The 24,543-nt window shown below is 63.4% G+C and carries 21 protein-coding genes; 7 read left to right on the top strand and 14 right to left on the bottom strand.

The window, feature by feature from the left end; all coding sequences use genetic code 11:
• Nucleotides 1-4: 4 nt before the first annotated feature.
• From PO883_RS12150 to PO883_RS12140, 3 genes are read right to left on the bottom strand one after another with little or no spacing between them, the layout of a single operon-like run.
• Nucleotides 5-367, bottom strand: a complete 363-nt coding sequence (locus PO883_RS12150; protein WP_289309995.1) for a glyoxalase superfamily protein — start codon at nt 365-367, stop codon at nt 5-7.
• Nucleotides 368-422: 55 nt separating this feature from the next.
• On the bottom strand, nt 423-1,739 hold the full coding sequence (locus tag PO883_RS12145; RefSeq protein WP_289310048.1) for an aminopeptidase P N-terminal domain-containing protein: 1,317 nt from the start codon (nt 1,737-1,739) through the stop codon (nt 423-425).
• Entirely contained in the window at nt 1,739-2,614 is an 876-nt protein-coding gene (locus PO883_RS12140) for a DMT family transporter (RefSeq protein WP_289309994.1), read from the bottom strand. Before PO883_RS12140 ends, PO883_RS12145 begins: the two co-directional genes overlap by 1 nt.
• A 96-nt stretch (nt 2,615-2,710) precedes the next feature.
• On the opposite strand from PO883_RS12140, the gene PO883_RS12135 reads away from it, so the two are divergent.
• Nucleotides 2,711-3,577, top strand: a complete 867-nt coding sequence (locus tag PO883_RS12135) for a LysR family transcriptional regulator (RefSeq protein ID WP_289309993.1) — start codon at nt 2,711-2,713, stop codon at nt 3,575-3,577.
• 135 nt (nt 3,578-3,712) lie between these two features.
• Here PO883_RS12135 and PO883_RS12130 read toward each other — a convergent pair whose 3' ends face one another.
• A complete protein-coding gene (locus PO883_RS12130) occupies nt 3,713-4,168 on the bottom strand; it encodes a hypothetical protein (protein WP_289309992.1) in 456 nt (151 codons plus the stop codon).
• Nucleotides 4,169-4,411: 243 nt separating this feature from the next.
• Here PO883_RS12130 and PO883_RS12125 point away from each other — a divergent pair, with 243 nt between their 5' ends.
• A complete protein-coding gene (locus tag PO883_RS12125) occupies nt 4,412-5,398 on the top strand; it encodes a hypothetical protein (RefSeq protein ID WP_289309991.1) in 987 nt (328 codons plus the stop codon).
• A gap of 51 nt (nt 5,399-5,449) precedes the next feature.
• Here PO883_RS12125 and PO883_RS12120 read toward each other — a convergent pair whose 3' ends face one another.
• Complete coding sequence (locus PO883_RS12120) at nt 5,450-6,139, bottom strand: glutathione S-transferase family protein (RefSeq protein WP_289309990.1); 690 nt, start codon at nt 6,137-6,139, stop codon at nt 5,450-5,452.
• A 104-nt stretch (nt 6,140-6,243) separates the two neighbouring features.
• The gene (locus PO883_RS12115) at nt 6,244-6,774 is read right to left on the bottom strand and encodes a DUF6622 family protein (RefSeq protein ID WP_289309989.1); all 531 of its coding nucleotides are present in this window, start codon (nt 6,772-6,774) and stop codon (nt 6,244-6,246) included.
• 427 nt (nt 6,775-7,201) lie between these two features.
• Here PO883_RS12115 and PO883_RS12110 point away from each other — a divergent pair, with 427 nt between their 5' ends.
• The 3 genes from PO883_RS12110 to PO883_RS12100 all read left to right on the top strand — a co-directional run bounded on the left by PO883_RS12110 (nt 7,202) and on the right by PO883_RS12100 (nt 11,264).
• Entirely contained in the window at nt 7,202-8,095 is an 894-nt protein-coding gene (locus PO883_RS12110; protein ID WP_289309988.1) for a c-type cytochrome, read from the top strand.
• A 141-nt stretch (nt 8,096-8,236) separates the two neighbouring features.
• The gene (locus PO883_RS12105) at nt 8,237-10,372 is read left to right on the top strand and encodes a DNRLRE domain-containing protein (protein WP_289309987.1); all 2,136 of its coding nucleotides are present in this window, start codon (nt 8,237-8,239) and stop codon (nt 10,370-10,372) included.
• Between the two features lie 70 nt (nt 10,373-10,442).
• Nucleotides 10,443-11,264: a M48 family metallopeptidase gene (locus PO883_RS12100; RefSeq protein WP_289309986.1), complete on the top strand. Its 822-nt coding sequence runs from the start codon at nt 10,443-10,445 to the stop codon at nt 11,262-11,264.
• 142 nt (nt 11,265-11,406) lie between these two features.
• Here PO883_RS12100 and ssb read toward each other — a convergent pair whose 3' ends face one another.
• Nucleotides 11,407-11,913, bottom strand: a complete 507-nt coding sequence (gene ssb / locus PO883_RS12095) for a single-stranded DNA-binding protein (RefSeq protein WP_054265190.1) — start codon at nt 11,911-11,913, stop codon at nt 11,407-11,409.
• Between the two features lie 321 nt (nt 11,914-12,234).
• On the opposite strand from ssb, the gene uvrA reads away from it, so the two are divergent.
• Nucleotides 12,235-15,096 (top strand): excinuclease ABC subunit UvrA, encoded by a 2,862-nt coding sequence (uvrA, locus tag PO883_RS12090; RefSeq protein WP_289309985.1) that lies wholly within the window; start codon nt 12,235-12,237, stop codon nt 15,094-15,096.
• A gap of 9 nt (nt 15,097-15,105) precedes the next feature.
• Nucleotides 15,106-15,591: a hypothetical protein gene (locus PO883_RS12085; RefSeq protein WP_289309984.1), complete on the top strand. Its 486-nt coding sequence runs from the start codon at nt 15,106-15,108 to the stop codon at nt 15,589-15,591.
• A 6-nt stretch (nt 15,592-15,597) separates the two neighbouring features.
• Here PO883_RS12085 and PO883_RS12080 read toward each other — a convergent pair whose 3' ends face one another.
• The 7 genes from PO883_RS12080 to PO883_RS12055 all read right to left on the bottom strand — a co-directional run bounded on the left by PO883_RS12080 (nt 15,598) and on the right by PO883_RS12055 (nt 24,225).
• Nucleotides 15,598-16,974 (bottom strand): efflux transporter outer membrane subunit, encoded by a 1,377-nt coding sequence (locus PO883_RS12080; protein WP_289309983.1) that lies wholly within the window; start codon nt 16,972-16,974, stop codon nt 15,598-15,600.
• A complete protein-coding gene (locus PO883_RS12075) occupies nt 16,971-18,173 on the bottom strand; it encodes an HlyD family secretion protein (RefSeq protein ID WP_289309982.1) in 1,203 nt (400 codons plus the stop codon). Before PO883_RS12075 ends, PO883_RS12080 begins: the two co-directional genes overlap by 4 nt.
• A 3-nt stretch (nt 18,174-18,176) precedes the next feature.
• Nucleotides 18,177-19,853, bottom strand: coding sequence for an MFS transporter (locus tag PO883_RS12070; protein ID WP_289309981.1), 1,677 nt, complete (start codon nt 19,851-19,853; stop codon nt 18,177-18,179).
• Nucleotides 19,854-19,994: 141 nt separating this feature from the next.
• Nucleotides 19,995-20,621 (bottom strand): GGDEF domain-containing protein, encoded by a 627-nt coding sequence (locus tag PO883_RS12065; protein WP_373890058.1) that lies wholly within the window; start codon nt 20,619-20,621, stop codon nt 19,995-19,997.
• Entirely contained in the window at nt 20,593-20,955 is a 363-nt protein-coding gene (locus PO883_RS35100; RefSeq protein WP_373890057.1) for a hypothetical protein, read from the bottom strand. The genes PO883_RS12065 and PO883_RS35100 overlap by 29 nt, the downstream gene beginning before the upstream one ends.
• Nucleotides 20,891-22,120: a two-component regulator propeller domain-containing protein gene (locus PO883_RS12060; protein WP_289309979.1), complete on the bottom strand. Its 1,230-nt coding sequence runs from the start codon at nt 22,118-22,120 to the stop codon at nt 20,891-20,893. The genes PO883_RS35100 and PO883_RS12060 overlap by 65 nt, the downstream gene beginning before the upstream one ends.
• Before the next feature lie 239 nt (nt 22,121-22,359).
• Nucleotides 22,360-24,225: a phosphoenolpyruvate carboxykinase (GTP) gene (locus PO883_RS12055; RefSeq protein ID WP_167086101.1), complete on the bottom strand. Its 1,866-nt coding sequence runs from the start codon at nt 24,223-24,225 to the stop codon at nt 22,360-22,362.
• Between the last annotated feature and the right edge of the window lie 318 nt (nt 24,226-24,543).

Raw genomic sequence — 24,543 nt, 5'->3', positions numbered from 1 at the left:
ACGGTCAGGTCGATGGTTGGCAGAACCGGATGCGGTTGCCGAAAGGATCGGCCACTTGCATCACCCGGCCCCACGCCAGGTCGTCGACGCCCGGACACGCATAGGCATAGTTTTTCGCGGTCAGTTCCTGATGCAGCGCGTCGATGTCATCGAGATGGACAAAGATGGTCGAGCCAGGCGTGGCATCGCCATGGTGTTCGCTCAGGTGGATGACCAGGTCGCCACGCTTGACCTCCATGTACAAGGGCATGCCCTCCTCGAAGCGGTGTTCCCACTGGCAAGCGAAGCCGAGGAAATCCAGATAAAACTCCCTGGCTTTTTGCTCCGAAAAAATGCGCAGGATGGGAATGGCCGGGGAAAGGTTCACGCTGCGCTCCTGATAGGTTCTGTAGCCCTCAGCGTGCGTCATCGGCGTGTCGTTGTCAACGCATCAGCGCTTCGATGTCGCCGATCGCCTTGGGCACGCCGGCACTGAACACGTCCCGCCCCGATGGCGTCACCGCCACGTCATCCTCGATCCGGATGCCGATGTGCCAGAACTGCTCCGGCACGCCCGGCGCCGGCCGGATGTACAGGCCCGGTTCGACGGTGAGCGTCATGCCCGGTTGCAGGATGCGCCAGGCATCGCCGCCCGGTTCGCGGTAACTGCCGACGTCGTGCACGTCCATGCCGAGCCAGTGGCTGGTTTTGCACATGAAGAACTGGCGCCAGGCGCCGCTGCCGATAACGTCGTCGAGCGAGCCGACGCGGTCGGCATCGAGCAAGCCCGTGTCGAGCATGCCCTGGGACAGGATGCGCACCGCCGCCTCGTGCGGCGCCAGGACGCTCGCCCCGGGCTTCACCGCGGCGAGCGCGGCCAACTGGGCGTCGAGCACGATCTCGTAGATCCGCCTTTGCGCGGGCGAAAAACGGCCATTGACGGGAAAGGTGCGCGTGATGTCCGACGCGTAACTGTCGAGCTCGCAGCCGGCATCGATCAGCAGCAGCTCGCCATCGCGCAGTCGGGTGCGGCCGGGGTTGTGGTGCAGGATGCAGGCATTCGCGCCCGCCGCCACGATGGATGGATACGCCGGCGCGGCCGCGCCCTGGCGCTGGAATTCATACAGCAGCTCGGCCTCGACCTGGTATTCGGCAAGCCCGGCACGCGCTGCGCGCATGGCCCGCAGATGGGCGTCGGCCGCCACGGCGGCGGAGCGCCGCATGAGGTCGAGCTCCCCGCCATCCTTGAACAGCCGCATTTCATCGATCAGCATGTGGACGTCGTGGATGAGCGCCGGCGCCCGCATGCCGGAGCGCGCCGCGCCGCGTACGGCGCGCAGCGATCCGTTGAGGCGCTCGTCGAAGGCTGGGTTGCGGCCCATGCCGGCGTACAGGGCAGGCGCGTCGGCCAGCAGGCCGGGCAGGTGCTGGTCGAGCGCCGCGATGGAAAACGCCTGGTCGACACCGAAATGCGCGCAGGCGCCGTCCGGACCATGCCGGAATCCATGCCAGATTTCATGCGCGGCATCCTTGTCGCGGCAAAAGAGGATGCTGCGCGATTGCGGCCCGGCCACCAGCACGAGCACGGCGTCCGGCTCGGTCACGCCGGACAGGTAATGAAAATAGCTGTCGTGCCGGAACGGATACTCGACATCGTTGTTGCGCATGACTTCGGAGGCCGTGGGAATGATGGCGACGCCGCCGCCGTGCTTCTGCATGTGCGCGATCAGGCGCGCGCGCCGGGTGTGATAGGGATGCATCATGCGCCTTTCAGGGAAGGGAAAAAGTGCCATTGCAGGTTGACCCCGAGCGTGGCGCTGGCGACGAGCGCAAAGCCGGCCAGCTGCAGCGCGCCGATCGCGTGGCCGTAGACGAGGAAGTCGGCCACCACCGCCGCAGCCGGATAGAGAAAGGTGAGCACGGCGATGACGGCCGTGTTCATGCGTGGCGTGGCGCCGTACACCATCACGTAGGCAAGTGCGGTGGGAATCAATCCGAGGCCGGCCAGCCAGCCCCACTGCGCCGCATCGATGCCGCTGGCGGGCATGCTGAAGAACCCGGCCGTAAGCACGGTACCGGTGAGGCAGTGGGTCAATGCCGTCAGATGCGGTGGCATGCCGCGCATGGCGCGCGTGCTCAGGGTGACGCCGGCGTAGGCAACGGCCGCGCCGAGCGTGCAGGCGATGCCGATCAGATAGCTGGAACTGAGCGCCATGCCGGTGCGCAGTCCGCATGCCAGCACGAGGCCGGCGAAGCCCAGCGCGACCCAGCCGATATTGTTGGCGCTGACGCGTTCCTTGAGCAGGAGCGATCCGAAGATCAGGACCAGGAACGGTTGCACGTGGTACACGATGGTCGTCACGGAAATGCCGACGCGGGCGATCGCTTCAAAGAACATCACCCAGTTCCCGCACATCAGGATGCCGCTGCCGAGCGCCAGCATCAGGTTATGGAACGAGACGTTGCTGCGCTTGAGCATGCCTTTGTACGCGCAATACGCCAGCAAGATGGCGGCGCCGAAAGCGCAGCGGAAAAACACGGTCATCACGGGCGCCAGCGCGGCTTCGTGGAAGAAGATACCCAGCGTGCCAAGCATGAGCATGGCGGCGGCGAACGATAGGGCGGGATTGGTCATGATCTGCTCCGGTGAGGGGTTTCGGGCTATCATCGGGTAGCGCAACACATCAAACAAGCTGATTTATTTGATGAAATTCATTCGATAATCGAAACCATGAAACCAGACCTGAACCTGAACCAGCTGCGTACCTTTGTCGCGGCGGCCGAGCACATGAGCTTTGTCGGCGCATCCGACGTGGTGCACCGGTCGCAGGCGGCGGTGAGCATGCAGATCATGAAGCTCGAAGAGACGGTCGGGCAGGCGCTGTTCGCGCGCCACACGCGCCGCATCGAATTGACGGCGGCGGGCGAACGGCTGCTGCCGTATGCGCGCCAGATGCTCGCGCTCGAGGCACAGGCGCTGGCCGCGCTGCGCACGCAGGAGGTGGTCGGGCGCGTGGTGCTCGGCGCGCCCGACGACTACGTGGCATCCCTGCTGCCGCCGGTGCTGGAGCGCTTCACCAAGCTGTTCGCCAATGTCGAGATCGAGCTGGTCTGCCTGCAAAGCACGCTGCTCAAACCCCTGCTGCAAAAGGGGCAGATCGACCTCGCGTTCGTGACCCGCGACGACGGCCTGGAAGGCAGCCTGATCCGGCGTGAAGCGATGGCCTGGGTCGGTTCGCAGCGGCACGCGGTGTGGAAAAAATCGCCGCTGCCGGTGGCGCTGTTCGACCAGGGCTGCGTGGCGCGCGCGCACACCCTGGCCGCGCTGGACAAGTGCGGCAGGCCGTACGGCGCGACCTACAGCAGCCCGAGCCTGCTGGGCATCGTGGCGATGGTCGATGCGGGACTGGCGGTGGCGGCCCTGGCCGAATGCAGCATCCCGCCGCACCTGGTGCGGCTGGGCGAAGCGGAGGGCTTGCCGCCGGTGGAGCCGCTCGACGTCGTGCTGATCAGGGGACGCAACAGCAGTTCGCCGGCGGTGGAGTGCCTGGCGGGCGAAATCATGGCGGCATTGCGGCCTGTGCGCGCAGCGGCCTGACGCTGCGCCCGCCCAGGGGATTAGCGCCGGCCCAGCGCCAACTAAAAAACGTCGTTTTTTAGATTGGCGGAATAGTATTTGAGATAGCTTGACTAGGGCCTGAACGGACTTTATGAGCAAGCCTTCCGGGAGAAATCACCTACTACGCAGCGAAGGAAATTTATAGAGGAGGACAGCCGTGACCAGCAGGGCTAAAAACAAGCCTAAGCCGCCTGCGCTGATGAGCGCACTTACCGTGCCTTCGTTGGGGTCGCGTTTGTCGAAGTCGCTCCTGAAAACAGCATTTTCTGGCTTCGTGCTGTCGTAAGCTATTTGAACGGGCGAGCTGGCCAGTGTCTCGGCATCCGCTACGGTGTCGAGCCAGTCCGAGTCCATTTTGTAATTGATCCCAGCGATTGAATAGCTAAAGTTCACCTGATAGGTGACACGGCTCTTCTTGGTTCTCTTGGTGATGCCATCCGGTTTTGCAACCACGAAGGCGGGCGCATGGGCAATAGCGATATTCGTGTCGATCTTCTTGATGTTGACGGTCGCTATGATGGCGAATGCGATGGCAAAGACGGCAAGAAAAGTAATGAGTGGTTTCTTCATGATGACTCAGGGACAGGATGTAGTTAAAAACGCAACAAGTATCCCATATCGAATGTCCTATTCTTCTAGAAAATTGCATTCTCGGGATTCCTGTTCCATTATTGCAACATATAAGGTTCAATGATTCCTATCAATAAAAGCCGATGGCAGGCGAGGAACGGACATGCTTACCCGGTACGATCCCTCGCATGGCCCGGCCTTCCCATCGTGGACGCCTGTCCGGTCCGGGGTGCCTACGGCCACGTGCTGGTCCTGACCGAGGACGGCGCTCTGCACGGGGTCGACCTCGATAGCGGAGCCAGTGTCGAACTGTGCCGGGTGGAACTTCCCGCGCTGCCGCAGGACGCTGACCGCCTGGCGCCCAGCCTGCGGCTGCACGCGTCGTCCGACGGCGTCCATGCCGCGATCGTGGTCGACCGGGGCCAGCATGGCGTGGTGGTGGAGACGCAGTCCGGCGCCATCACCATGCGCCTGGACGGCGGCGACTATCACGCCGAACAAGTGCCCTTCAGCGCGTGTTTTGTCCGTCATGAAGGGCGCAATGTCCTCGTCCACCGCAGCGCCTGGAACCGCCTCGACGCTGCCGATGCGGCGACCGGCAAGTCGCTTACCGAGCGCCACATCGCAGCGTATGAGCCGGGCAAGGATTGCCCGGAGCATTACCACGACTACTTCCACGGACAGGTCCGGCCCAGCCCGGACGGCAGCCGCCTGTTCGATGATGGCTGGGTCTGGCAGCCGGTCTCGATCCCGCTGGCCTGGTCCGTCACCGACTGGCTAGCTTCGAATCCGTGGGAAAGCGAAGACGGCGCCTCGGTCGTGCGTGTGGCCATGCGTGACGACTGGAATACGCCTGCCTGCTGGGTCAGCGAACGCCAGGTCGCGCTGTGGGGCACGGCCGACTGGGACGAGGAGGAATGCGAGGAATCGGGTAAAGGGCCGGGCGTGCGCATCCTGGATGCGACGGTGCAGGCAGCGCCGTCTCCCGAGGCGCGCTGGCCCATGGTCATCGACGCAACGATCGGCGTTCTCGACCTGTTCAGTGACGGCAAGCGCCTGTACGTCGCTGCCGACACAGGGACGAGCGTCTGGGACCTGGCGACGCGCGCGCAGATCAGCGGCCTGCCTGGTTTTACCCCGCGTTTCCATGATGCGGCGCGCGCCACCCTGGTCGCCATCGGGCCGCACACGATCGTCGAGTTTCCGCTGGCGTGGCTGGCTCAGACATAGTGGTGTTCCAGCCCGGAGGCCAGGGCGGAACACCCGCGCCCGGCATGCACCTCAGGCCGTGGCCGGGTCGAAGTAGCGGCGAGACAAGCCGCTGCGGCCAGGAAAGAACTTGAAGTAGGGCCGTGCCTGGTCGATGGTGAGCGCCACCGATGGGTGACTCATCAAGCGCTCGACATAGGCCGCCAGGTGGCCATGCTGGGGCGGCAGCGGCACGTAAGCCATGGCATAGAACAAGGCTGGCGCCGCGGCGCAGTCGGCCATGCTGAATGCATCACCGGCGACCCAGGTCCGCCCTTCGAGGTGGCGGTCGATAAAGGCGTAGGCCGACGACAGGCTTTCCCGCGCCTTGGCCACAGCGGGTGCGTCGCGCTCGCCTTCTGGCCGCAGCAGGTCGGCTGTCAGTGCCTGCATGGGCGTCATCACATACAGGTCGAACAGGCGGTCCCACAAACGCACGTCGAGCGCGGCGTCCGGCGCATCCGGGATGAGCGTACGGCCCGGACTGGCATGGTGACGCTGGAGATACTCGATGATGATGCTCGTTTCGGGCACCGGACGCGGCCCGTCCATCAAGAGTGGCATCTTGCCTGTAGGCCAAAGCGCCAGGTGCGCGGCCCGCTCCTCGGGGTCGCCCAGGTTGAGCAGCCGCTTGTCCACCTCGATACCGAGCACATCAATCGCGATCAATACCTTGTGGCAGCAGGACGACAGAGGATGGTAGTGAAGCGTGAGCATATTCATGCGTTTGCCTGTGCTTTCCAAAAGTGGAAAGTATGTGCCTGATGCCGCGCCGAGTCAAAAATCCGCTGTTGGGGTCAGCAATGGCGAGGCATCGCCTGGAGCAGTCATGCCGCAGTCGTCGGGTAGCTGCTTGCAGGGGCTGGTGCCAGCGATCCCTTCCAGGACGTCAGCTTGCGTGCAAGGCCTCCCAGGAAGTAGCCGTTGAAGACGCCGAACATGAAGCACACCACCGTCGAAAACAGCGCATGGTGGCTGGCCTGCGGCTGGACAACGAGCGTCACGGCCGTGGCGTACCTGGTGCAGAAAATCGCCAGCATCATCGCCAGCGGCACCCAGCTGCCGTGGACGCGCACGCTGCCGGGCGCGGCGCCAGCGCTCACACCTGCGCTGCTGAACTTCCACACCAGCAGCAGCATCATCGCCGCGCCGCTGGCCCAGGCGGACAGCGGAAGGAAGGCGGTACCGAACTTTGCCACGATGTCCTGCAAGGAAAGGGCCAGCATGATGACGGGGATGATGAACAGCTTCCCGACCGCCATCTCGCGGTCGCGCATCGCGACGACGCCGCGATACACCAGCAAGGCGAGGATGGCCCACACGTAGAAAGGGGTGTGGGTCAGGATCTGAATCAGCATGGCAGGCTCCGCAAGGTCGTTAAGTTGATGCCACTTTGCCCGCGACACGCCTACGGAAGGAACATATGCGACGAAGCACCGGATACTGGCGCGAAATGCAGCCTGACCGCGCCAGATGCAGAGGCCCCGAACGCCAGTGCAAAGCGCTCGGCTTGGAACGGTTATGCCCAACTAAAAAGTGTTGGTACAAAGCAGCGCATGAGTGAGACTAACAATCGGATCCGCAACCCGACCACGTTGACGGGGTGCGCAAAGGACTGGCCGCTGCCCTCGAGTCCGTATACCATGGGGTCACCCCGTACCTGACGGTGCGGCCGATGTAGACGCCTCCCCATGTCGCGCATCGCACTCGTGCTCGCGTTGTCATCGAGAGGTCATTCTGTATCGGTACTGTCAGTGGTTTCCCGTATTCTTTCCGCATACTCCAATGATCGATCAAGATTTGGCTGCCGCCAGTAGAAAATCTCCGCTGCAAGGCATGGCATCTTCCGCACTCGCATCCATGGCGATCTCGGCATTGCTGCTCTATCTCGGCGTGGTGGCAAACACATCGGCACAGGAAAGCATTCGGCCCGCATACACGGCCGATTTTGTGGCGCAGATGCTCGATTATGTCTCCCGCGACTATGCGCTGGCCGTATTGAACGGAAAAATTATCGACGAAGATGAATACGTCGAACAACTGGTCGTCAGCGGTTCCGCGCTGGAAGTCAGTGAGCAGGTAAAAGCGATCAGCTCACAGCCTGCCATTCGCAGGGATATTGCCAGGCTCATCGAGCTGATCAAGGAAAAAGCGCAGCCCGAGGCCATCAAGAAGCAGGCATTGAAAGCGCGTGATGCCATCTACGTAGCAGCCGGAACGGCGACAGCACCCGGCAATTGGCCCAGCCTGACCCAGGGAAAACAACTATTCACGGCGCACTGCGCCTCCTGCCACGGCGCAATCGGCAATGGGCGGGGCGTCGCGGCGCAGGCACTGGCGTCGACGCCAATGAATTTTCTCGATTCGGCACGCATGGCGTCCATGTCGCCGTTGTCCGTCTTTACCTCCGCCAAATCGGGAGTTCAAAACACCGCAATGCCAAGCTTTTCTTCCCTGGCAGAGGACGAATTGTGGGCCGTGTCGTTTTATGTACTTTCGCTCAGACCACGCATGGAATTACCCGCCGCAGCCAAGCTTGACCGGACGGCCGCGGATCTGTGGCTGAAGGCAGCTGCCACGCTTCCTGATGAGGAATTGATGCAAACACTACCGGGGTCTTCCAGTGAGCGCCTGAAGTCGCTGGCGCTGCTCAGATCCCATTACGAAGAGCGCAAGTGAGCCGAATTGGTCGACATGACGACCGCCGCTGCGCCACTAACGAAACGATCACCTGCCCGGCACCTTGTCGTGCGCAGGAACGGCGTCATCGTCCGGGCATGACCAACGCTGTTCCACCAACCTGGGATATGGAGAAAATAAATGCTACATAATAGAAAGCATGGTGTGTTGAAGTCCTGCGTCGCGCTCCTCGTTCTGTTTTCGTCATCGCTTGCATTCGCAGCCACCGTCGTACGCGGGCCTTACCTTCAAAGCGCAAGCAGCGATAGCATCACTGTGCGCTGGCGTACCGATACCGCTACCGATAGCCGTGTCCACTATGGCACCAGTTCCGGCAGCCTGACGTCTCCCGCATCGAATGCCGCATCCACCACTGAACACGTCGTCAAATTGACCGGCCTCGACCCGAACACGACCTATTTCTACAACGTCGGCTCCGGCAGCGCCGTGCAGGCAGGCGACTCCACGTATTATTTCAAAACCTCGCCGACGGCCGGCACCGCGGTGCCCACCCGTATCTGGGTGATCGGCGATGCAGGCACAGGTTCAGCCGGCCAGGCAGCCGTCTACAACGCCTACCGCAATTACACCGGAAGCAGGTACACGGACTTCTGGATGATGCTCGGCGATAACGCCTACAACAGCGGTACCGATGCCGAATATCAAACCAAGATGTTCAACGTGTACCCGGAGATGATGCGCCAGTCGCCGCTGTGGGCCACGATCGGCAACCACGACGGCGTCAGCGCCGATTCCGCGACGCAGAGCGGGCCCTACTATGACATCCACACCTTTCCGAAAAACGCCGAGGCCGGCGGTGTCGCTTCGGGTACCGAGGCCTATTACTCGTTCAACTATGGCAACATCCACGTCATCGTGCTCGACTCGAACGAGACCAGCCGCTCCACCACAGGCGCGATGATGAACTGGCTGAAAGCCGATCTGGCGAATGTCACCGCGACCTGGTTGATCGCCATCTGGCACCATCCGCCCTACACCAAGGGTTCGCACAATTCGGATACCGAGACCAACATGATCGAGATGCGCCAGAATTTCCTGCCTATCCTGGAAAACTATGGCGTCGACCTGGTTCTTGCGGGACACAGCCATTCGTATGAACGCTCGAAATTCATCGACGGCCACTACGGTCTCTCGAGCAGCTACAACAGCTCGTTTGAAATCAATGGCGGCAGCGGCCGCGTCGATGCTACGGGCGCCTATACAAAAACCGCCAGCCTGCCGCATTCGGGCGCAGTCTATTCCGTGGTCGGTGCGTCCGGCCAGGTCAGCGGCGGCCTGTTGAATCATCCCGCCATGTTTTTATCGCTGAACGAATTGGGCTCGATGGTCATTGATGTTTCCAGCCAAACCCTGGACATCAAGTATCTCAACAACAACGGCACCATGCGTGATTATTTCACCATCAGCAAAAGCACCACGCCGCCAGCCATTCCAGCAGCGCCTGGCGGCTTGACGGCAACGGCCGCTTCATCGTCCGCCATTAACGTGACCTGGACCGACAATGCCAATAACGAAACCGGCTTTGATATCGAGCGTTCCACCGACAATGTCAACTGGGCAGCGCTGCCCGCGGTCGGCAGCAACATCCAGTCGTACGGCAACACCGGGCTGGCCGCCAGCACAAGCTACTCTTACCGGGTACGCGCCAAAAACAGTGCCGGCAACTCCCCCTATTCCAATGTGGCCAACGCGACGACGCTCGCTGCCGGCAGCACGACGGTGACGCTCGATCTGCGCGACGGATTGAACGGTTACACCGGCACCCAGGATACCTATGTCGCCAGTGGTGTGACCGGCTCCAGCTTCGGCACCTCTGCCGCCGTGCGCGCTGATGGGTCGGACGGCACCAATGGCGAACTGGTCTCCCTGCTCAAGTGGAGCGTGGCCGGCATCCCGAGCACCGCCACTGTCAAGTCAGTTCGTGTGAAGCTACAAACCTTCAACCCGAGCGCTGGCACATACCGGCTCTATGCTCGACATAGTGCCTGGGCCGAAAGCACGGCCACCTGGGCCAACGCCAATATCGCCGGCAGTCAGGGTACCGAGATCGGCACCTTTGTACCGAGTGCAAATGGGCTTCAAACCATCACCCTCAATTCGGCGGGCATCAGCGTGGTGCAGGGCTGGTTGAACGGTACGATCGCCAATCATGGCCTGACCATCCGCTCCTCCAGCAGCGACGGCGTCGACTTCCGCGCCAGCGAATATGGCACTGTCTCCCAGCGCCCGACTCTAAGCATTACGTATCAGAACTAATCGGTAACGATTCGCTCGAATGTGGCGGGAGAAAGGTCTCCCGCCCATTTTATTTGTTGAGGATCCCATCATGCAGCTCAATCGGGTGTTATTCGCTCTGCTTTTTTTCACTGGGCAGGCGCTGGCCCATGGCTCCTTGCACAGCCAGATACAGGATCTGAGTGCGACGATGCGGCGAGAGGGAAAAAGTGCACCCTTGCTTGTCAAACGTGGACGGCTTCACATGGAACACGGGAATAACAAGTCCGCAACCCAGGATTTCTTGTCTGCCCTGAAGCTCAATCCTGAGGAGCGATCCGCCAACTATTACTTGGCCGAGCAAGCCTTCAATCAAAAGAGATTTACCGAGGCACGGCGGTACGCGGAAAAATTTCTGGCGATGTTGAAAGGTGAGCCGGGCGCAATCGTGCGAGGCCAAAGTCTGTACGGACAGATTCTGCTCGCGCAGGGGCAGTATCGTGCCGCCGGGGCGTCGTTCCGCATCGCGCTGGACCAGGCAGCTGAACCCTCGCCTGAGCATTACCTGCACCTTGCCGATGCGCAGAGCAAAGCGGGCGCCACTGCGCAAGCGCACGCTAGTCTGGATGAAGGCATGCGAAAACTCGGGATGTTGAACGTGCTGCAAAACAAGTCCATTAGCCTGGACATCGAATCAACAGCATGGGACGACGCCCTGAAACGCCTGGATGCCATGATCATGCAAGGCCAAGGTCTACCTGAGCTGTACCTTCGCAAGGCAAAAATACTGCTCGCTGCCGAGCGCCAATCCACGGCGCAAGAGGCGGTGCAAGTGGGGTTGGCGTCCATCGACCAGATCCCTGCCGCCCGACGTGAGACCCCGGCAATGAAGCAGTTGCGAGCCGAATTGCTTGGACTGCAATCCGAGCACTGAATTGCTTCGCATTTGCCCGGGGCAGATCTTGGGCGGACGGACTGGGATCGGCTTGACTCCACAAAATAAAGTGTGGGTAAGAAAAAGGCCCGCCGTCAGGATAGAGGCGGGCCTTTACCAACAAAAAGACTGTTGGTGGTAATTAGAACGGAATATCGTCATCCATGTCCGAGAAGTTCGGCGCCGGCTTCGGTGCCGGACGTGCCGCAGGCGCAGGTGGCGCCTGGCGCTGTGGCGCCGGACGGCTCTGCTGCGGCTGCGAATCGTAGCCGCCGCCATCATCCATGCCGCCGCCGGCATCGCCGCCCATGCCCTGGCGTCCGCCCAGCATCTGCATCTGTTCGGCGACGATTTCGGTCGCGTACTTCTCGACGCCATCCTTGTCGGTGTATTTACGGGTCTGCAGGCGGCCTTCCACATACACCGAGGAACCTTTTTTCAGGTACTGGCCGACGATTTCAGCCAGGCGGCCGAAAAACGAGATGCGGTGCCATTCGGTCAGCTCTTTTTGCTCGCCGGTGTTGCGGTCTTTCGACTTGTACGAGGTCGCGACGGCGATGTTGGCGATGGCGTCACCGCTGGGCATGTAGCGGATTTCCGGATCGCGCCCCAAGTTGCCGACGATGATGACTTTATTGACTGATGCCATGTATTACTCCTGTTGAACTGCTGCGGCGTCCCGCAACCCGATGATTTTTCTAGACGAGGATTATACTCCGGCGTGCGTCTCCAACGCATTGAAACTGCGCCCTACATGCGTCCTTTCTGCCTCCATGGTGCCCCATATTATGCGCCCATCATACGCATGCACACGCAAAAATACTGGTATTATATACAGTGAAAATAAACAAAATCCCTGAGCAACGTCAATACGCTTTTCGCGCAACTGCGGACGCGGCAATCGTCCCCGCAGACGTCGCTTCTGAAACACGGCTATAGTATGAGCTGACCCGTTTAAGGCACACAACACATGGAACAGATCCGCATTCGCGGCGCACGTACGCACAACCTGAAGAACATCAATCTCGACCTGCCACGCAACAAGCTGATCGTGATCACCGGCCTGTCCGGCTCCGGCAAATCGTCGCTGGCGTTCGACACCTTGTATGCCGAAGGGCAGCGCCGCTATGTCGAATCGCTGTCGGCCTATGCGCGCCAGTTCCTGCAGTTGATGGAAAAGCCCGATGTCGATCTGATCGAAGGCCTGTCCCCGGCCATCTCGATCGAACAGAAGGCCACCTCGCACAATCCGCGCTCCACGGTCGGCACGGTCACCGAGATCCACGATTACCTGCGCCTCCTGTACGCGCGCGTCGGCACGCCCTACTGCATCAACCACCCGGACCACGCGCTGGCCGCGCAGACGGTGTCGCAGATGGTCGACGCGGTGCTGGCCATGCCGGAAGATACCAAACTGATGATCCTGGCGCCCGTTGTCGCCAACCGCAAGGGCGAACACGGCGACCTGTTCGCGTCGATGCAGGCGCAGGGCTTCGTGCGCTTCCGCATCCAGAGCGGCACCCACGAGGCCAAGATCTACGAGATCGACGACCTGCCCAAGCTGAAGAAAACCGAAAAGCACACCATCGACGTGGTCATCGACCGGGTCAAGGTGAACGCGGAGATCAAGCAGCGCGTGGCCGAAAGCTTCGAGACCGCGCTGCGCCTGGCCGACGGGCGCGCCGTGGTACTCGAGATGGATCGGGCCGCGGAAGGCGGCGGGGCGGAACACGTCTACTCCAACAAGTTCGCCTGCAACACCTGCGGCTACTCGCTGCAGGAACTCGAACCGCGCCTGTTCTCGTTCAATAATCCGATGGGCGCCTGCCCCGAATGCGATGGCTTGGGCCACATCGAATTTTTCGACCCGCGCCGCATCGTGGCCTTCCCCAACCTGTCGCTCGCCTCGGGCGCGGTGAAGGGCTGGGACCGGCGCAACCAGTTCTACTTCCAGATGCTGTCGAACCTGGCGGCGCACTACGAGTTCGATATCGACATGCCGTTCGAGCAGCTCGACCTGGCCTCGCAGCAGGCCGTGTTGTACGGCTCCGGCAAGACCTCGATCCCGTTCACCTACGTGAACGAGCGTGGCCGCACCGTGATTCGCGAGCATACCTTTGAAGGCGTGGTCACCAACCTGCAGCGGCGCTACCGCGAAACCGATTCGATGGCCGTCAAGGAGGAACTGGCGAAGTTCATCAACGAGAAGCAGTGCCCGTCGTGCGAAGGCGCGCGCCTGCGCGTGGAAGCGCGCTTCGTCAAGGTCGGCACCGGCAAGCAGCAGCGCGCCATCTACGAGGTCGCGCGCAAACCGCTGCGCGAATGCCTGGAGTTCTTCGAGAAGCTGACCCTCAAGGGCGCCAAGAAAGAGATCGCCGACCGCGTGGTCAAGGAAATCGTCTCGCGCCTGAAGTTCCTCAATAATGTGGGACTGGACTACCTGTCGCTCGACCGCAGCGCCGATACGCTCTCGGGCGGCGAGGCACAGCGTATCCGCCTGGCCTCGCAGATCGGTTCGGGCCTGACCGGCGTGATGTACGTGCTCGATGAACCGTCGATCGGCCTGCACCAGCGCGACAACGACCGCCTGATCGAAACCCTCAAGCACCTGCGCGACATCGGCAACAGCGTGCTGGTGGTCGAGCATGATGAAGACGCGATCCGCACCGCCGACTACATCGTCGACATGGGTCCGGGCGCCGGCGTGCATGGCGGCGAGATCATCGCCGAAGGCACGCTCAAGGACATCCTCAAGAACAAAAAATCGCTGACCGCGCGCTACCTGAATGGCTCGCTGAAAATCGCGGTACCCAAGAAGCGCCACGTGGCCGACGCCAACAAGCAGGTGGTGATCACCGGCGCCACCGGCAACAACCTGAAAAAGGTCACCCTCAAGCTGCCGGTCGGCCTGATGACCTGCGTGACGGGCGTTTCCGGTTCCGGCAAATCGTCGCTGGTGAACGACACACTGTACCCGGCCCTGTCGCGCCACCTGTATGGCTCGCAAACCGAACCGGCACCGCACGACTCCATCAGCGGACTGGAACACTTCGACAAGGTCATTTCGGTCGACCAGGCGCCGATCGGGCGCACGCCGCGCTCGAACCCGGCCACCTACACCGGCTTGTTCACGCCGATCCGCGACCTGTTCTCGGGCGTACCGGCGGCCAAGGAGCGCGGTTACAGCGCCGGGCGCTTCTCGTTCAACGTCAAGGGCGGGCGCTGCGAAGCGTGCCAGGGCGATGGCGTGATCAAGGTCGAGATGCACTTCCTGCCGGACGTGTACGTGCCGTGCGACGTCTGCCACGGCAAGCGCTATAACCGCGAAACGCTGGAAGTGCAGTACAAGGGCAAGAACATCACCGAAGTGCTGGGCATGACGGTGGAAGAGGCGCACGAATTCTTCAAGCCGGTGCCGCTGATCGCACGCAAGCTGCAAACCCTGCTCGACGTGGGCCTGGGCTACATCCGCCTCGGCCAGAGCGCGACCACCCTGTCCGGCGGCGAAGCGCAGCGCGTCAAGCTGTCGCTCGAACTGTCCAAGCGCGACACCGGGCGCACCCTGTATATCCTCGACGAGCCGACCACCGGCCTGCACTTCCACGATATCGACCTGCTGCTCAAGGTGATCCACCGCCTGCGCGACCAGGGCAACACGCTGGTCATCATCGAACACAATCTCGATGTGGTCAAGACCGCCGACTGGATCGTCGACCTGGGTCCGGAAGGCGGCGCGGGCGGCGGCAGGATCGTCGCCAGTGGCACGCCGGAAGACGTGGCGGCCAATCCGGAAAGCGTCACCGGCAAGTACCTGGTGCCGTTGCTGGCGTAAGGAACCGCGATGCGTGTTCTCATCATGGGCAATTCGGGCTCCGGCAAGTCGTGGCGCGCGCGCCAGCTGGCCGGGCTGCACCAGCTGCGCCACCTCGATCTCGACACCATCTACTGGGTGCCGGGAGCGGTGGCGCTGGCGCGGCCGGCCTATGAAGTGCTGGCCGACCTGTACGCCTTCGTGCGCGGCCATGCCGACTGGGTGGTGGAAGGCTGCTACGGCGACTTGATCGAGGCGGCGCTGCCGTTCTGCACCCAGCTGGTGTTCATCAATCCGGGCAAGGATGCCTGCATGGCCAACAACGCGCAGCGGCCGTGGGAGCCGCACAAGTACGCGTCAAAAGAAGAACAGGACAACATGCTGCCCTTCCTGATGGAGTGGGTGGGCAAGTACGATGCGCGCGACGACAACTGCTCGTATGCCTTTCACCGCCGCGTGTACGACGGCTTCCAGGGCGCCAAGCGCGAAGATGCGCCGCCATCGGACGACGCCTGACAAGCCTTACTGCGCGCCGGCGCTCCAGCCGCCGCCTAGTGCGCGGTACAAGGCCACCATATTGTTCACCTGGTTCTGGCGCAGGGTCACCGCGTTAAGCTCGGTCTGGTACAGATTGCGCTGCGCGTCGAGCACCTCCAGATACGATGCATAACCGGCCTGGTAGCGGTCTTTCGCAAAATCCAGGGTGCGCGCGAGGATCTCGCGGCGCTTTTGCGCATGCGCCATCTGCGTTTGCAGGCGCACGACGCCAGCGAGGGCATTTTCCACTTCACTGAACGCTGTCAGCACCACGCCGCGGTAGGCAAACGCCGCCTGGTCGCGCTGCGCCGTTGCCGCGTCCACCTGCGCGTTCAAGCGCCCGGCGGAGAACACGGGCGCCAGCACGCTGCCGCCCAAACTCCACAAGGTGACAGGATCATAATCGCGCCCATTGGTGAGCAGGCTGCCGAATTTGGCGCTGATGGTCACGTGCGGCAGGAACTCGGCGCGCCGCACCGACAAATTGACGTCGCTCGCCGCCAGCAGCAACTGGCCCTGCGCCACGTCGGGCCGGCGCGCCAGCAGGTCCGATGGGATCGAGGCCGGCACCGGCAGCACCGGCAAGTCCTGGAAGCGGCGCTCGCGCAGCACCTCGCCCGGCAGCTCGCCCGTCAGCACGCGCAAGCTGTTTTCCTGGCGGCGCATGGCCAGTTCGAGTTCGGGAATGGCTTGCAGCACCGTTTCGTTTTCGGCCTGCGCCTGCGTCAGTTGCAGCTGCGAGGTGTAGCCCACGCGCGCCTGGTCCGACGCAAGGCGCAGCGCTTGCGCGCGCGAGGCGGCAGTCGCCCTGGTGATGTGCAGTTGGGCGTCCAGCGCCAGCAAACCCACGTACGCCTGCGCCGTGCTGGCCGCCACCGACAGTGCCACGCCATCGCGTTCGGCCTGGCTGGCCTGGTATTGAAGCGACGCCGCGCGCGACTGGTCGCGCAGGCGGCCGAACAGATCGAGCTCCCAGCTGGCCTGCAATTCCGGTTGCAGCGAGCGCGAATGGACCATGGCCGCGCCGGCTGGAGCGCGCGCGGAAGCGCCGCCCAGCACGGCGTTCACGGCCGGAAGGGAAGCCGAATCGGCCACGCTAACGAGCGCGCGCGCCTGCTCGATCCGGGCCACGGCGGCCAGCACGCTGGTGTTGTGCGCAAGGGCCGCCTCCACAAGGCGCGTAAGGGTCGGGTCGCCGAAAGCGCGCCACCATTGCGCATCGACTGCGGCTCGCCCGGCGGGGCCATTGCGCCAAGTCTCGGGCGCGGTGACTTTCGCGAGCGGCGGCGCGGGACGCAAGGCCGGCATGCAGGCACTCAGGCCGCAGGCGGCTCCCCCAACCAGGAACAAACGGCGCCTCACGGCTGCTGCTCCGCCGCGCCGACCGTGTCAACCTTGACGATCACCGACATGCCGGGCCGCAGGCGCCGTGCCAGCTCCTGCCTGGGATCGATGGCGATGCGCACCGGCAGGCGCTGGACCACCTTGGTGAAATTGCCGCTGGCGTTATCGGCGCGCAGCACGGAAAATTCCGAGCCGGTGGCCGGCGCGATCTGTTCGATATGGCCGCTCAAGGCGGCGCCATTGAACGCATCCACCGTGAACGTGGCGCGCTGGCCGATGCGCATTTTCCAGGTCTGGTTTTCCTTGAAGTTCGCCACGATCCACATGGTGTCGGGGACCAGGAACAGCAATTGCGAGCCGGCCGTGACGTACTGGCCCAAACGTACCGACGCTTCGCTCACCTGGCCGTCGCGCGGGGCCTTGACGACGGTATTGGACAAGTCGATTTGCGCCAGCGCCAGCTGCGCTTCGGCCGTCTTGACCTGCGCCGCCAGGCCGCCGCGCGAGACCGTGGTGGCCTTGACAGTTTCTTCGGCGATGGCGATATCGGCCTTGGCCTTGAGGACATTGGCACCGGCCAGCTGGGTCGTCATGCGCACCCGGTCGCGCTCATTGAGCGACACCGATCCCTTGGCTGCCAGTTCCTCGACCCGTCCCAGTTCGGCCGCGGCCCGATTGCGCTCGGCCTGCACCGCCACCAGCGTGGCACGCGCGGCACCGCCACGGGCGCGGTTCTGGGCCTGGGTCTGCGTGAAGTTCTCCAGCGCGGCGATGGCGCCGTCGCGCTGGGCCTCGGCCTGTTCCACGCGCGCCTTGTAGATGCGGTCGTCGATGCGCAGCAGCGGCTGGCCGGCTTTGACGAACTGGAAGTCCTTGACCAGCACCTCGGCCACATAGCCATTGACCTGCGGCGCGAGCACCGTGATCTGGCCGCGCACGTAGCTGTTGTCGGTCTGGACCAGGGTGCTGTTAAATGGCCCAAGGCGCCACGCCCACATGATCAGCACGACGCCGGCCAGGGCGACGACGGCCATCAGCACCACGCTCCACAGCTTGGGCTTGATGTACTTGGGAGGCGGCGCTTCGGTCACTACCGGTGCCACCGGCACCGCGGCCGGAGGGATGGCAGCGCTGCTGTTGCTGGAGTCGCCCGGCAGCGGCGGGTTGGCCTCGTCGGCGGTGGGTTCGCTGCGCGAAGGAGGAAGTGGATTGGTCATGGTTTATCTGGCGGGGGCGCCTGCGGGCGCCTGGTTGAGTAAGGCTGCGGCTTCGCGTTTCTGCCGGCGCGCGAGGCGCACGGCGATGAACAGCGACCAGCCGAGGAACAGGATGGCGATCACGCCGCTCAGGGCGAAGACATCGTTGAACGCGAGGACATTCGCCTCGCGCCGGCTGATCAGGGCCAGTTGCGCCACGCCTTGGGCGGCGCGCAGGGCCGGGTCGGTGTTTACGCCCTGGTAGACCTGCTGCTGCAAGCGCAGGCGCTGGGAGACGACCGGGTCGGCGGGATTGAGCTGGGCATTGACCTGGGTCGAGTGCACATGCTCGCGGTGCAGCTGGTAAGTACTGAGCGCGGCGGCGCCGGTGAAGCCGCCCAGGCTTTGCGTCATGGCCAGCATGACGACGAAGGTGACCACGTGGTCGGCGCCGAATTTGAGCGCCTGCATGATGCCGATCATGATCATCGGTCCCATGAACATGCCCGCGCCCAGCGCCACCAGGAACTGGCTGACGAAAAAGTCGTGCGGGCGGTCAAGGCTGGTGCGGCCGTAATCGAGCCAGGCGGCCACGCCGAACAGCAAAATCGAGAACAGGATTTGCGGGATCACGGTCTTCGGGCTGAAGGTGACGGAACTGGCGACCATGCCGCAGATGGTCCCGGCCAGAATGACGGCGAACAGCGGCTGCATCTGGTCCGGTCCCATGCCGAGGGTGCGCAGCAGGCCGACCGCGCCATAGGTCTGCTCGGAAGTCAGGAAGCGGATCAAAAAGGCGCCGATCATGAAGCGGATGGTGGGCCCCATCATCAGCCAGCGCGTCTGGATCAGCGGATTGGCGCGGTGGTGCTCGATGAACAGCGCGATCGTCGTCAGCAGCACGGCGGCGATCAGGAGGTACGCCAGCCAGGGCGTGTCGAACCACCAGCGCGTGAAACCCTGCGCCAGCACCGCGACGATCATCGCCACCGCCGGAGCGATTAACGCGAAGGTGACGAAATCGAGCGGCTCGATCACCTTGATGTGGATCCCGGGCGGCAGCTTGAGCACCACCACGGCGGCCAGCGAACAGAGCGCCAGGCCGGCCTCGAACAGGTACAGATTGTGCCACTGGCCCATGTCGAGCAAGGCCGGCGACATCAGCCAGGCCAGCGGCGTGGCGATCTGCGCGATGCCGACCCCGAGCACCAGCATCTTGCCGGTGTATTTCTTGGGCGCGGCCTGCAGCATGTAGAGCATGGCCAGGGTGCTGGTGGTGGCGCCGGCCAGGCCGCTGACGGCGCGTACCAGGATCGCCATCTCGAAGCCGCCCACCAGCAGGTGCAGCAGGGTGACGAAGGCGTACAGCGACAGGCCGATCTCGGCGAACAGGCGCAGGCCGAACTGCTGGCGGAACTTGAACACCATCAGGTTCGAGGTGACGTTGACCATGATGTAGGCGGCCGGCAGCCAGGCCGCTTCGGCCGGGGTCAGGCCCAGGGTGCCCTGGATGGCCGGCAGGTTGGCCGAGACCAGCGCGTTGCCCAGGCCGCCGGTAATGCCGACCAGCAGCGCCACGCAGGCGTAGGCAAAGCGGATGTGGGGCGGATGCCAGGGCATCGACGCCGAACCCGGCATGCTGGGTTTTTCGTGTTCTTCCCAGGCGGGAGTCGGTTTCAGGTACTGGGGCGCTGCTGCCATGCGGGCGGACTCCGGGCGACGGGCCGGCGATGTCGGGCGCCTCGGCTCCGGGATTGATAATGGGAAAATTATAATAGAAATAGCCGGCCGCCGTAGCGCGCCAGCCCGTCAAGCGTGCGCCGCTGGGCGCAGCCCAGCACTTCAGACGAGGCTGCGCGGCGCCACCACCAGCGTCGCGCCGGCCATCGGGCTGGCCTCCAGCGCGGCGCGGATCTCATCGTCGCCCCAGCTTGCACGCTCGGCGCCATCGAAGACGATCGTGGCGGCACAATTGCGGCCGGACTCCTTGGCGCCGTACAGGGCCTTGTCGGCCACCGCCAGAGCGGTGCTCCATTCATGCCGTTCGAGAGCGATGCCGGCGAGCGGGTAGGCGACGTAGCCGAGCGAGACCGTCACCGCTTGCGGGTCGACGCCGCCGGTCCTTACCTTGGCAACATTGAGGCGCAGCCTTTCGGCGATGTTGACCAGTTCCCCACGCATGCTGTTCGTGACGACCAGCAGGAATTCCTCGCCGCCCCAGCGCAGCACGTAATCGGAATCGCGCGCCGCCTCGCGCAAGGCCCGGCCCACCGCGCACAACACGTCGTCGCCGACGGCGTGGCCGAAGCGGTCGTTGACCACCTTGAAAAAATCGATGTCGACCAGGATGAAGCCGAGGATGGCGTCGACCGAGCCGTCCTCGCGCGCGCGTATCAGTTCCGCAAACAGGTGCAGCACGTGCTCCTGCATGAAACGGCGGTTATGCAGTCCGGTCAAGGCATCGGTCACGCTGGCCGCAGCCAGGATCTGGATATTTTTCGCCAGATCCTGGTTCGCCTCGGCCAGTTCGGCCGTGCGCTTGGCCACCTCCGCCCTCAGTGCCGCCTTTTGCCGCATCAGGCGCCGCTCGCGCCGCTTTACCCATACCGCGATGAGCATGCCGGCCGCGCCGAACAGCATGACCTTGAATAGCCAGGTCTCGCTGAAGTAAGGCGGCACGGTCAGTTCCAGCCCTGGCACCCGGCCCCCACTCCTGGGACAGGTAGCGCGCCTGCACTTCAAAGCGCCAGGTGCCGGGCGGCAGGTTGGTATAAATCGCCGTGGCACGCTGACCGGCATCGATCCAGTCGGCATCGGGCCCGCAGACGCGATACCGGTAGCGCGTCGATAAAGCCGGCATAGCCCTTGGGATCGGGCAAGGCGGCAGCGTCGGCGAGGGGGGTGAAACCTTCGCCGGCGAGGTGGTCGAAGCCGCCATTGTGCCCGACCAGCACGCCATCGGCCTGGGCCGCCAGGCTCCATACGCGCGCATCGCGCAAGCCCTCCTCGGTCGACAGGCGATCGACCCGGTCCGGCCACATATGGCGCAAGCCCTGCTGCTGGCTGCCCAGCCACAGGCTGCCGTCGGCACCGGTGCGCACGCTGATGATCGCCGCAAAACCGCCCGCCGTGCCGGCATCGAGGCGCTCGGCCGGCGCCCCGTCGCGCACCCTGAACAGCGCCTTGTCGCTGCCGAGCAGCAGCGCGCCGGCGGCGTCGACGGCCATGCTGGTCAGGTTCGGCGGCAGCGGATCGGACTGCAGCGGCTGCGCCTCCAGCACGCCGTCGCGCAGGCGGAATAATCCCTTGCTGCTGGCCAGCCACAGCGCACCGCGCGCCCAGACCATGGCGCCCACGACAGCCTCGTCCAGCTGGGCAAAATGAAAGTGCTGCAAGTGGCCGCCGCTGTGGCGCGCCAGCACGCCATGGGCGCCGGCGATCCAGAGCGCGTCCCCCTCCGCGGCCAGGGCGGTGGCGGCGCCCGCCCACCCGGGCACCGGCAGCATGGCCTTGCCCCGCTCGTGCAGCAAGACGTCGCCGGCCAGCCACAAATGGCCGTCGGCGTCTTCCACCAGATCGCGCACCCGGCCCGGCGCGGCGCCGGTCATGGCTTGTTCGGTGAACTGCCCGGCTTCCCAGCGCAGCAGATTGCGGCGGGTGGCAATCCACAGGCGCTGTGATTTCCCACGGTAGAGCTTGCTAACCCAACGGCTCGCCATGGCCGGGGTGTTTTCGCGGTTGAAATTGTCGAAGCGCGTGCCATCGAAGCGCGCCAGGCCGTTTTCGGTGGCGACCCAGAGATAACCGTCGGCGTCATGCGCGACGTCGTACACCGAGACCTGCGGCAGGCCGGCCTCGGTGCTCCAGCTTTGGTATTGAAAGCGGCGCAGCGGCATCTCGCCGGCCGCGGCCCGGGGTACTGTCCAGATCAAGCCCAGTGCTAGCAGGCTGCTCCATAACCATCGCATGATGTGTCCCGGCAGAAAAAACATGCCGCATTGACAGTATTTCTATGAGGGAAATATAAAATTCCATCGGGAAATAAGTGCACTCCCGATCGGGTCGGTTTTCGCCTATTTGTCGGCCCGCGAGGCCGCACGACAACACCTCGCCGCGACGCAGCGGATCGATGGACGAAAAAAAGCGCAGGTGCCGCCCGCGTGATTCACGCGCGCGGCACCTGCGCCTTGGGACTACGCGGCCGCGCTCAGGCGGACAGGCGTTTTTCCAGCTCGGCCTTGGTCGCTACCAGTTCTTGCGGCAGGTGATAGGCCAGCTTCTCGAACAGCTCATCGTGCAGCTTGAGCTCTTCGTTGAAGGCGTCCTTGTCGATCGAGGTGATGGTATCGAACTGCGCTTGCGTGAAGTCGATGCCGTCCCAGTTCAGGTCACCGAAGTTCGGGGTGGTGCCGAACACGTTCTCGGTGCCGCCCGCCTTGCCTTCGATGCGTTCCAGCATCCACTTCAGGACGCGCATATTGTCGCCGAAGCCAGGCCAGACGAACTTGCCGTCGGCATCGGTACGGAACCAGTTCACGCAGTAGATCTTCGGCAGCGCGGCCGGGTTCATGGCTTCGATCTTCTTGCCCATGTTGAGCCAGTGCTGGAAGTAGTCGCTCATGTTGTAGCCGATGAAGGGCAGCATCGCGAACGGATCGCGGCGCACGATGCCCATCTGGCCGGCAGCGGCGGCGGTGGTTTCGGAACCCATGGTCGCGGCCATGTACACGCCTTCCACCCAGTTGCGCGCTTCGGTCACCAGCGGCACCGTGGTCGAACGGCGGCCACCGAAGATGAAGGCCGAAATCGGCACGCCCGCAGGGTCGTCCCAGGCCGCATCGATCACCGGGTTCTGGGTCGCGGCCACCGTGAAGCGCGCGTTCGGATGCGCCGCCTTGGCGCCGGACGCCGGGGTCCAGTCCTTGCCCTGCCAGTCGATCAGGTGCGACGGCGCTTCCTTGGTCAGGCCTTCCCACCAGACGTCGCCATCGTCGGTCAGCGCGACGTTGGTGAAGATGGTGTTCTCGTTCATCGAGGCCATGCAGTTCGAGTTGGTGCGGGTATTGGTGCCCGGCGCCACGCCGAAGTAGCCGGCTTCCGGATTGATCGCGTACAGGCGGCCATCGGCGCCCGGCTTGATCCAGGCGATATCGTCGCCGATGGTGGTCACTTTCCAGCCGCCGAAGCTTGCCGGTGGAATCAGCATGGCGAAGTTGGTCTTGCCGCAAGCCGATGGGAAGGCTGCCGCGACGTAGTGCTTCTTGCCTTCCGGCGATTCGACGCCGAGGATCAGCATGTGTTCGGCCAGCCAGCCGGTGCCGCCGGCCTGGGCTTCCTGGTGGCCCATGTTCGAGGCGATACGCAGCGCGAAGCACTTCTTGCCCAGCAGCGCGTTGCCGCCGTAGCCGGAACCGTAAGACCAGATTTCGCGGGTTTCAGGGTAGTGCACGATGTACTTGGTCGGATTGCATGGCCATGCAACGTCTTTCTGGCCAGCCGCCAGCGGTGCGCCGACGGTATGCACGCACGGCACGAAGTCGCCGCTGGTGCCCAGCACGTCGTACACAGCCTTGCCCATGCGCGTCATGATGCGCATGTTGACCGCCACGTAAGGCGAGTCGGACAGCTCGACGCCGATGTGGGCGATCGGCGAACCGAGCGGCCCCATCGAGAACGGCACCACGTACAGGGTGCGCCCGGCCATGCAGCCATCGAACAGGCCGTTCAGGGTGGTGCGCATTTCCGCAGGGGCCATCCAGTTGTTGGTCGGGCCGGCCTGCTCTTTGGTTTCCGAGCAGATGTAAGTGCGGTCTTCCACGCGTGCCACGTCCGACGGATCGGAACAGGCCAGATAGGAATTCGGGCGCTTTTCAGGGTTCAGCTTTTTCATCGTGCCGGCGGCCACCATCTCGGCGCACAGGCGGTCGTACTCATCTTGCGAGCCATCGCACCAATAGATGCGGGCCGGCTTCGTCAGGGCAGCAATTTCGCTGACCCAGTTGATGAGCTTTTGATGTTTGATGTAAGCTGGGACGTTCAGTGTTGCAACGCCACCCATAAGGGGCTGATTCATAGTACCTCCAATGCCAATAAGAATTCTTTCTTGTCCCGGCACGGCAGGATCGTCGTCAGCGTTTCAGCTTGCGCTCAAGAATCCATTCCCTAAGAAAGGTTCGGCGATACGGCGGTCATGTCGACAACCTCGATAAGGGCAAGGTTGGTGGAACGGTAGTGCGGGGACTTGAGACGCTCCGGGACTGGTCAAAACACGGTCCGCAGGAGGGGTCAAATCCCGAATTTAGGGGGCGATTGTACACCTGCTATTAGCTGTTTTAAATGCTCCAGGCTCAAAAATGTAGGAATAATAGTTGAGCAAAGTAGTAGGCTATTC

Origin of the sequence: Massilia sp. DJPM01 (assembly GCF_030348125.1) — a bacterium.
Taxonomy (GTDB): domain Bacteria; phylum Pseudomonadota; class Gammaproteobacteria; order Burkholderiales; family Burkholderiaceae_D; genus Telluria_A; species Telluria_A frigida.
This window is presented reverse-complemented; position numbering and strand designations above follow the sequence as displayed.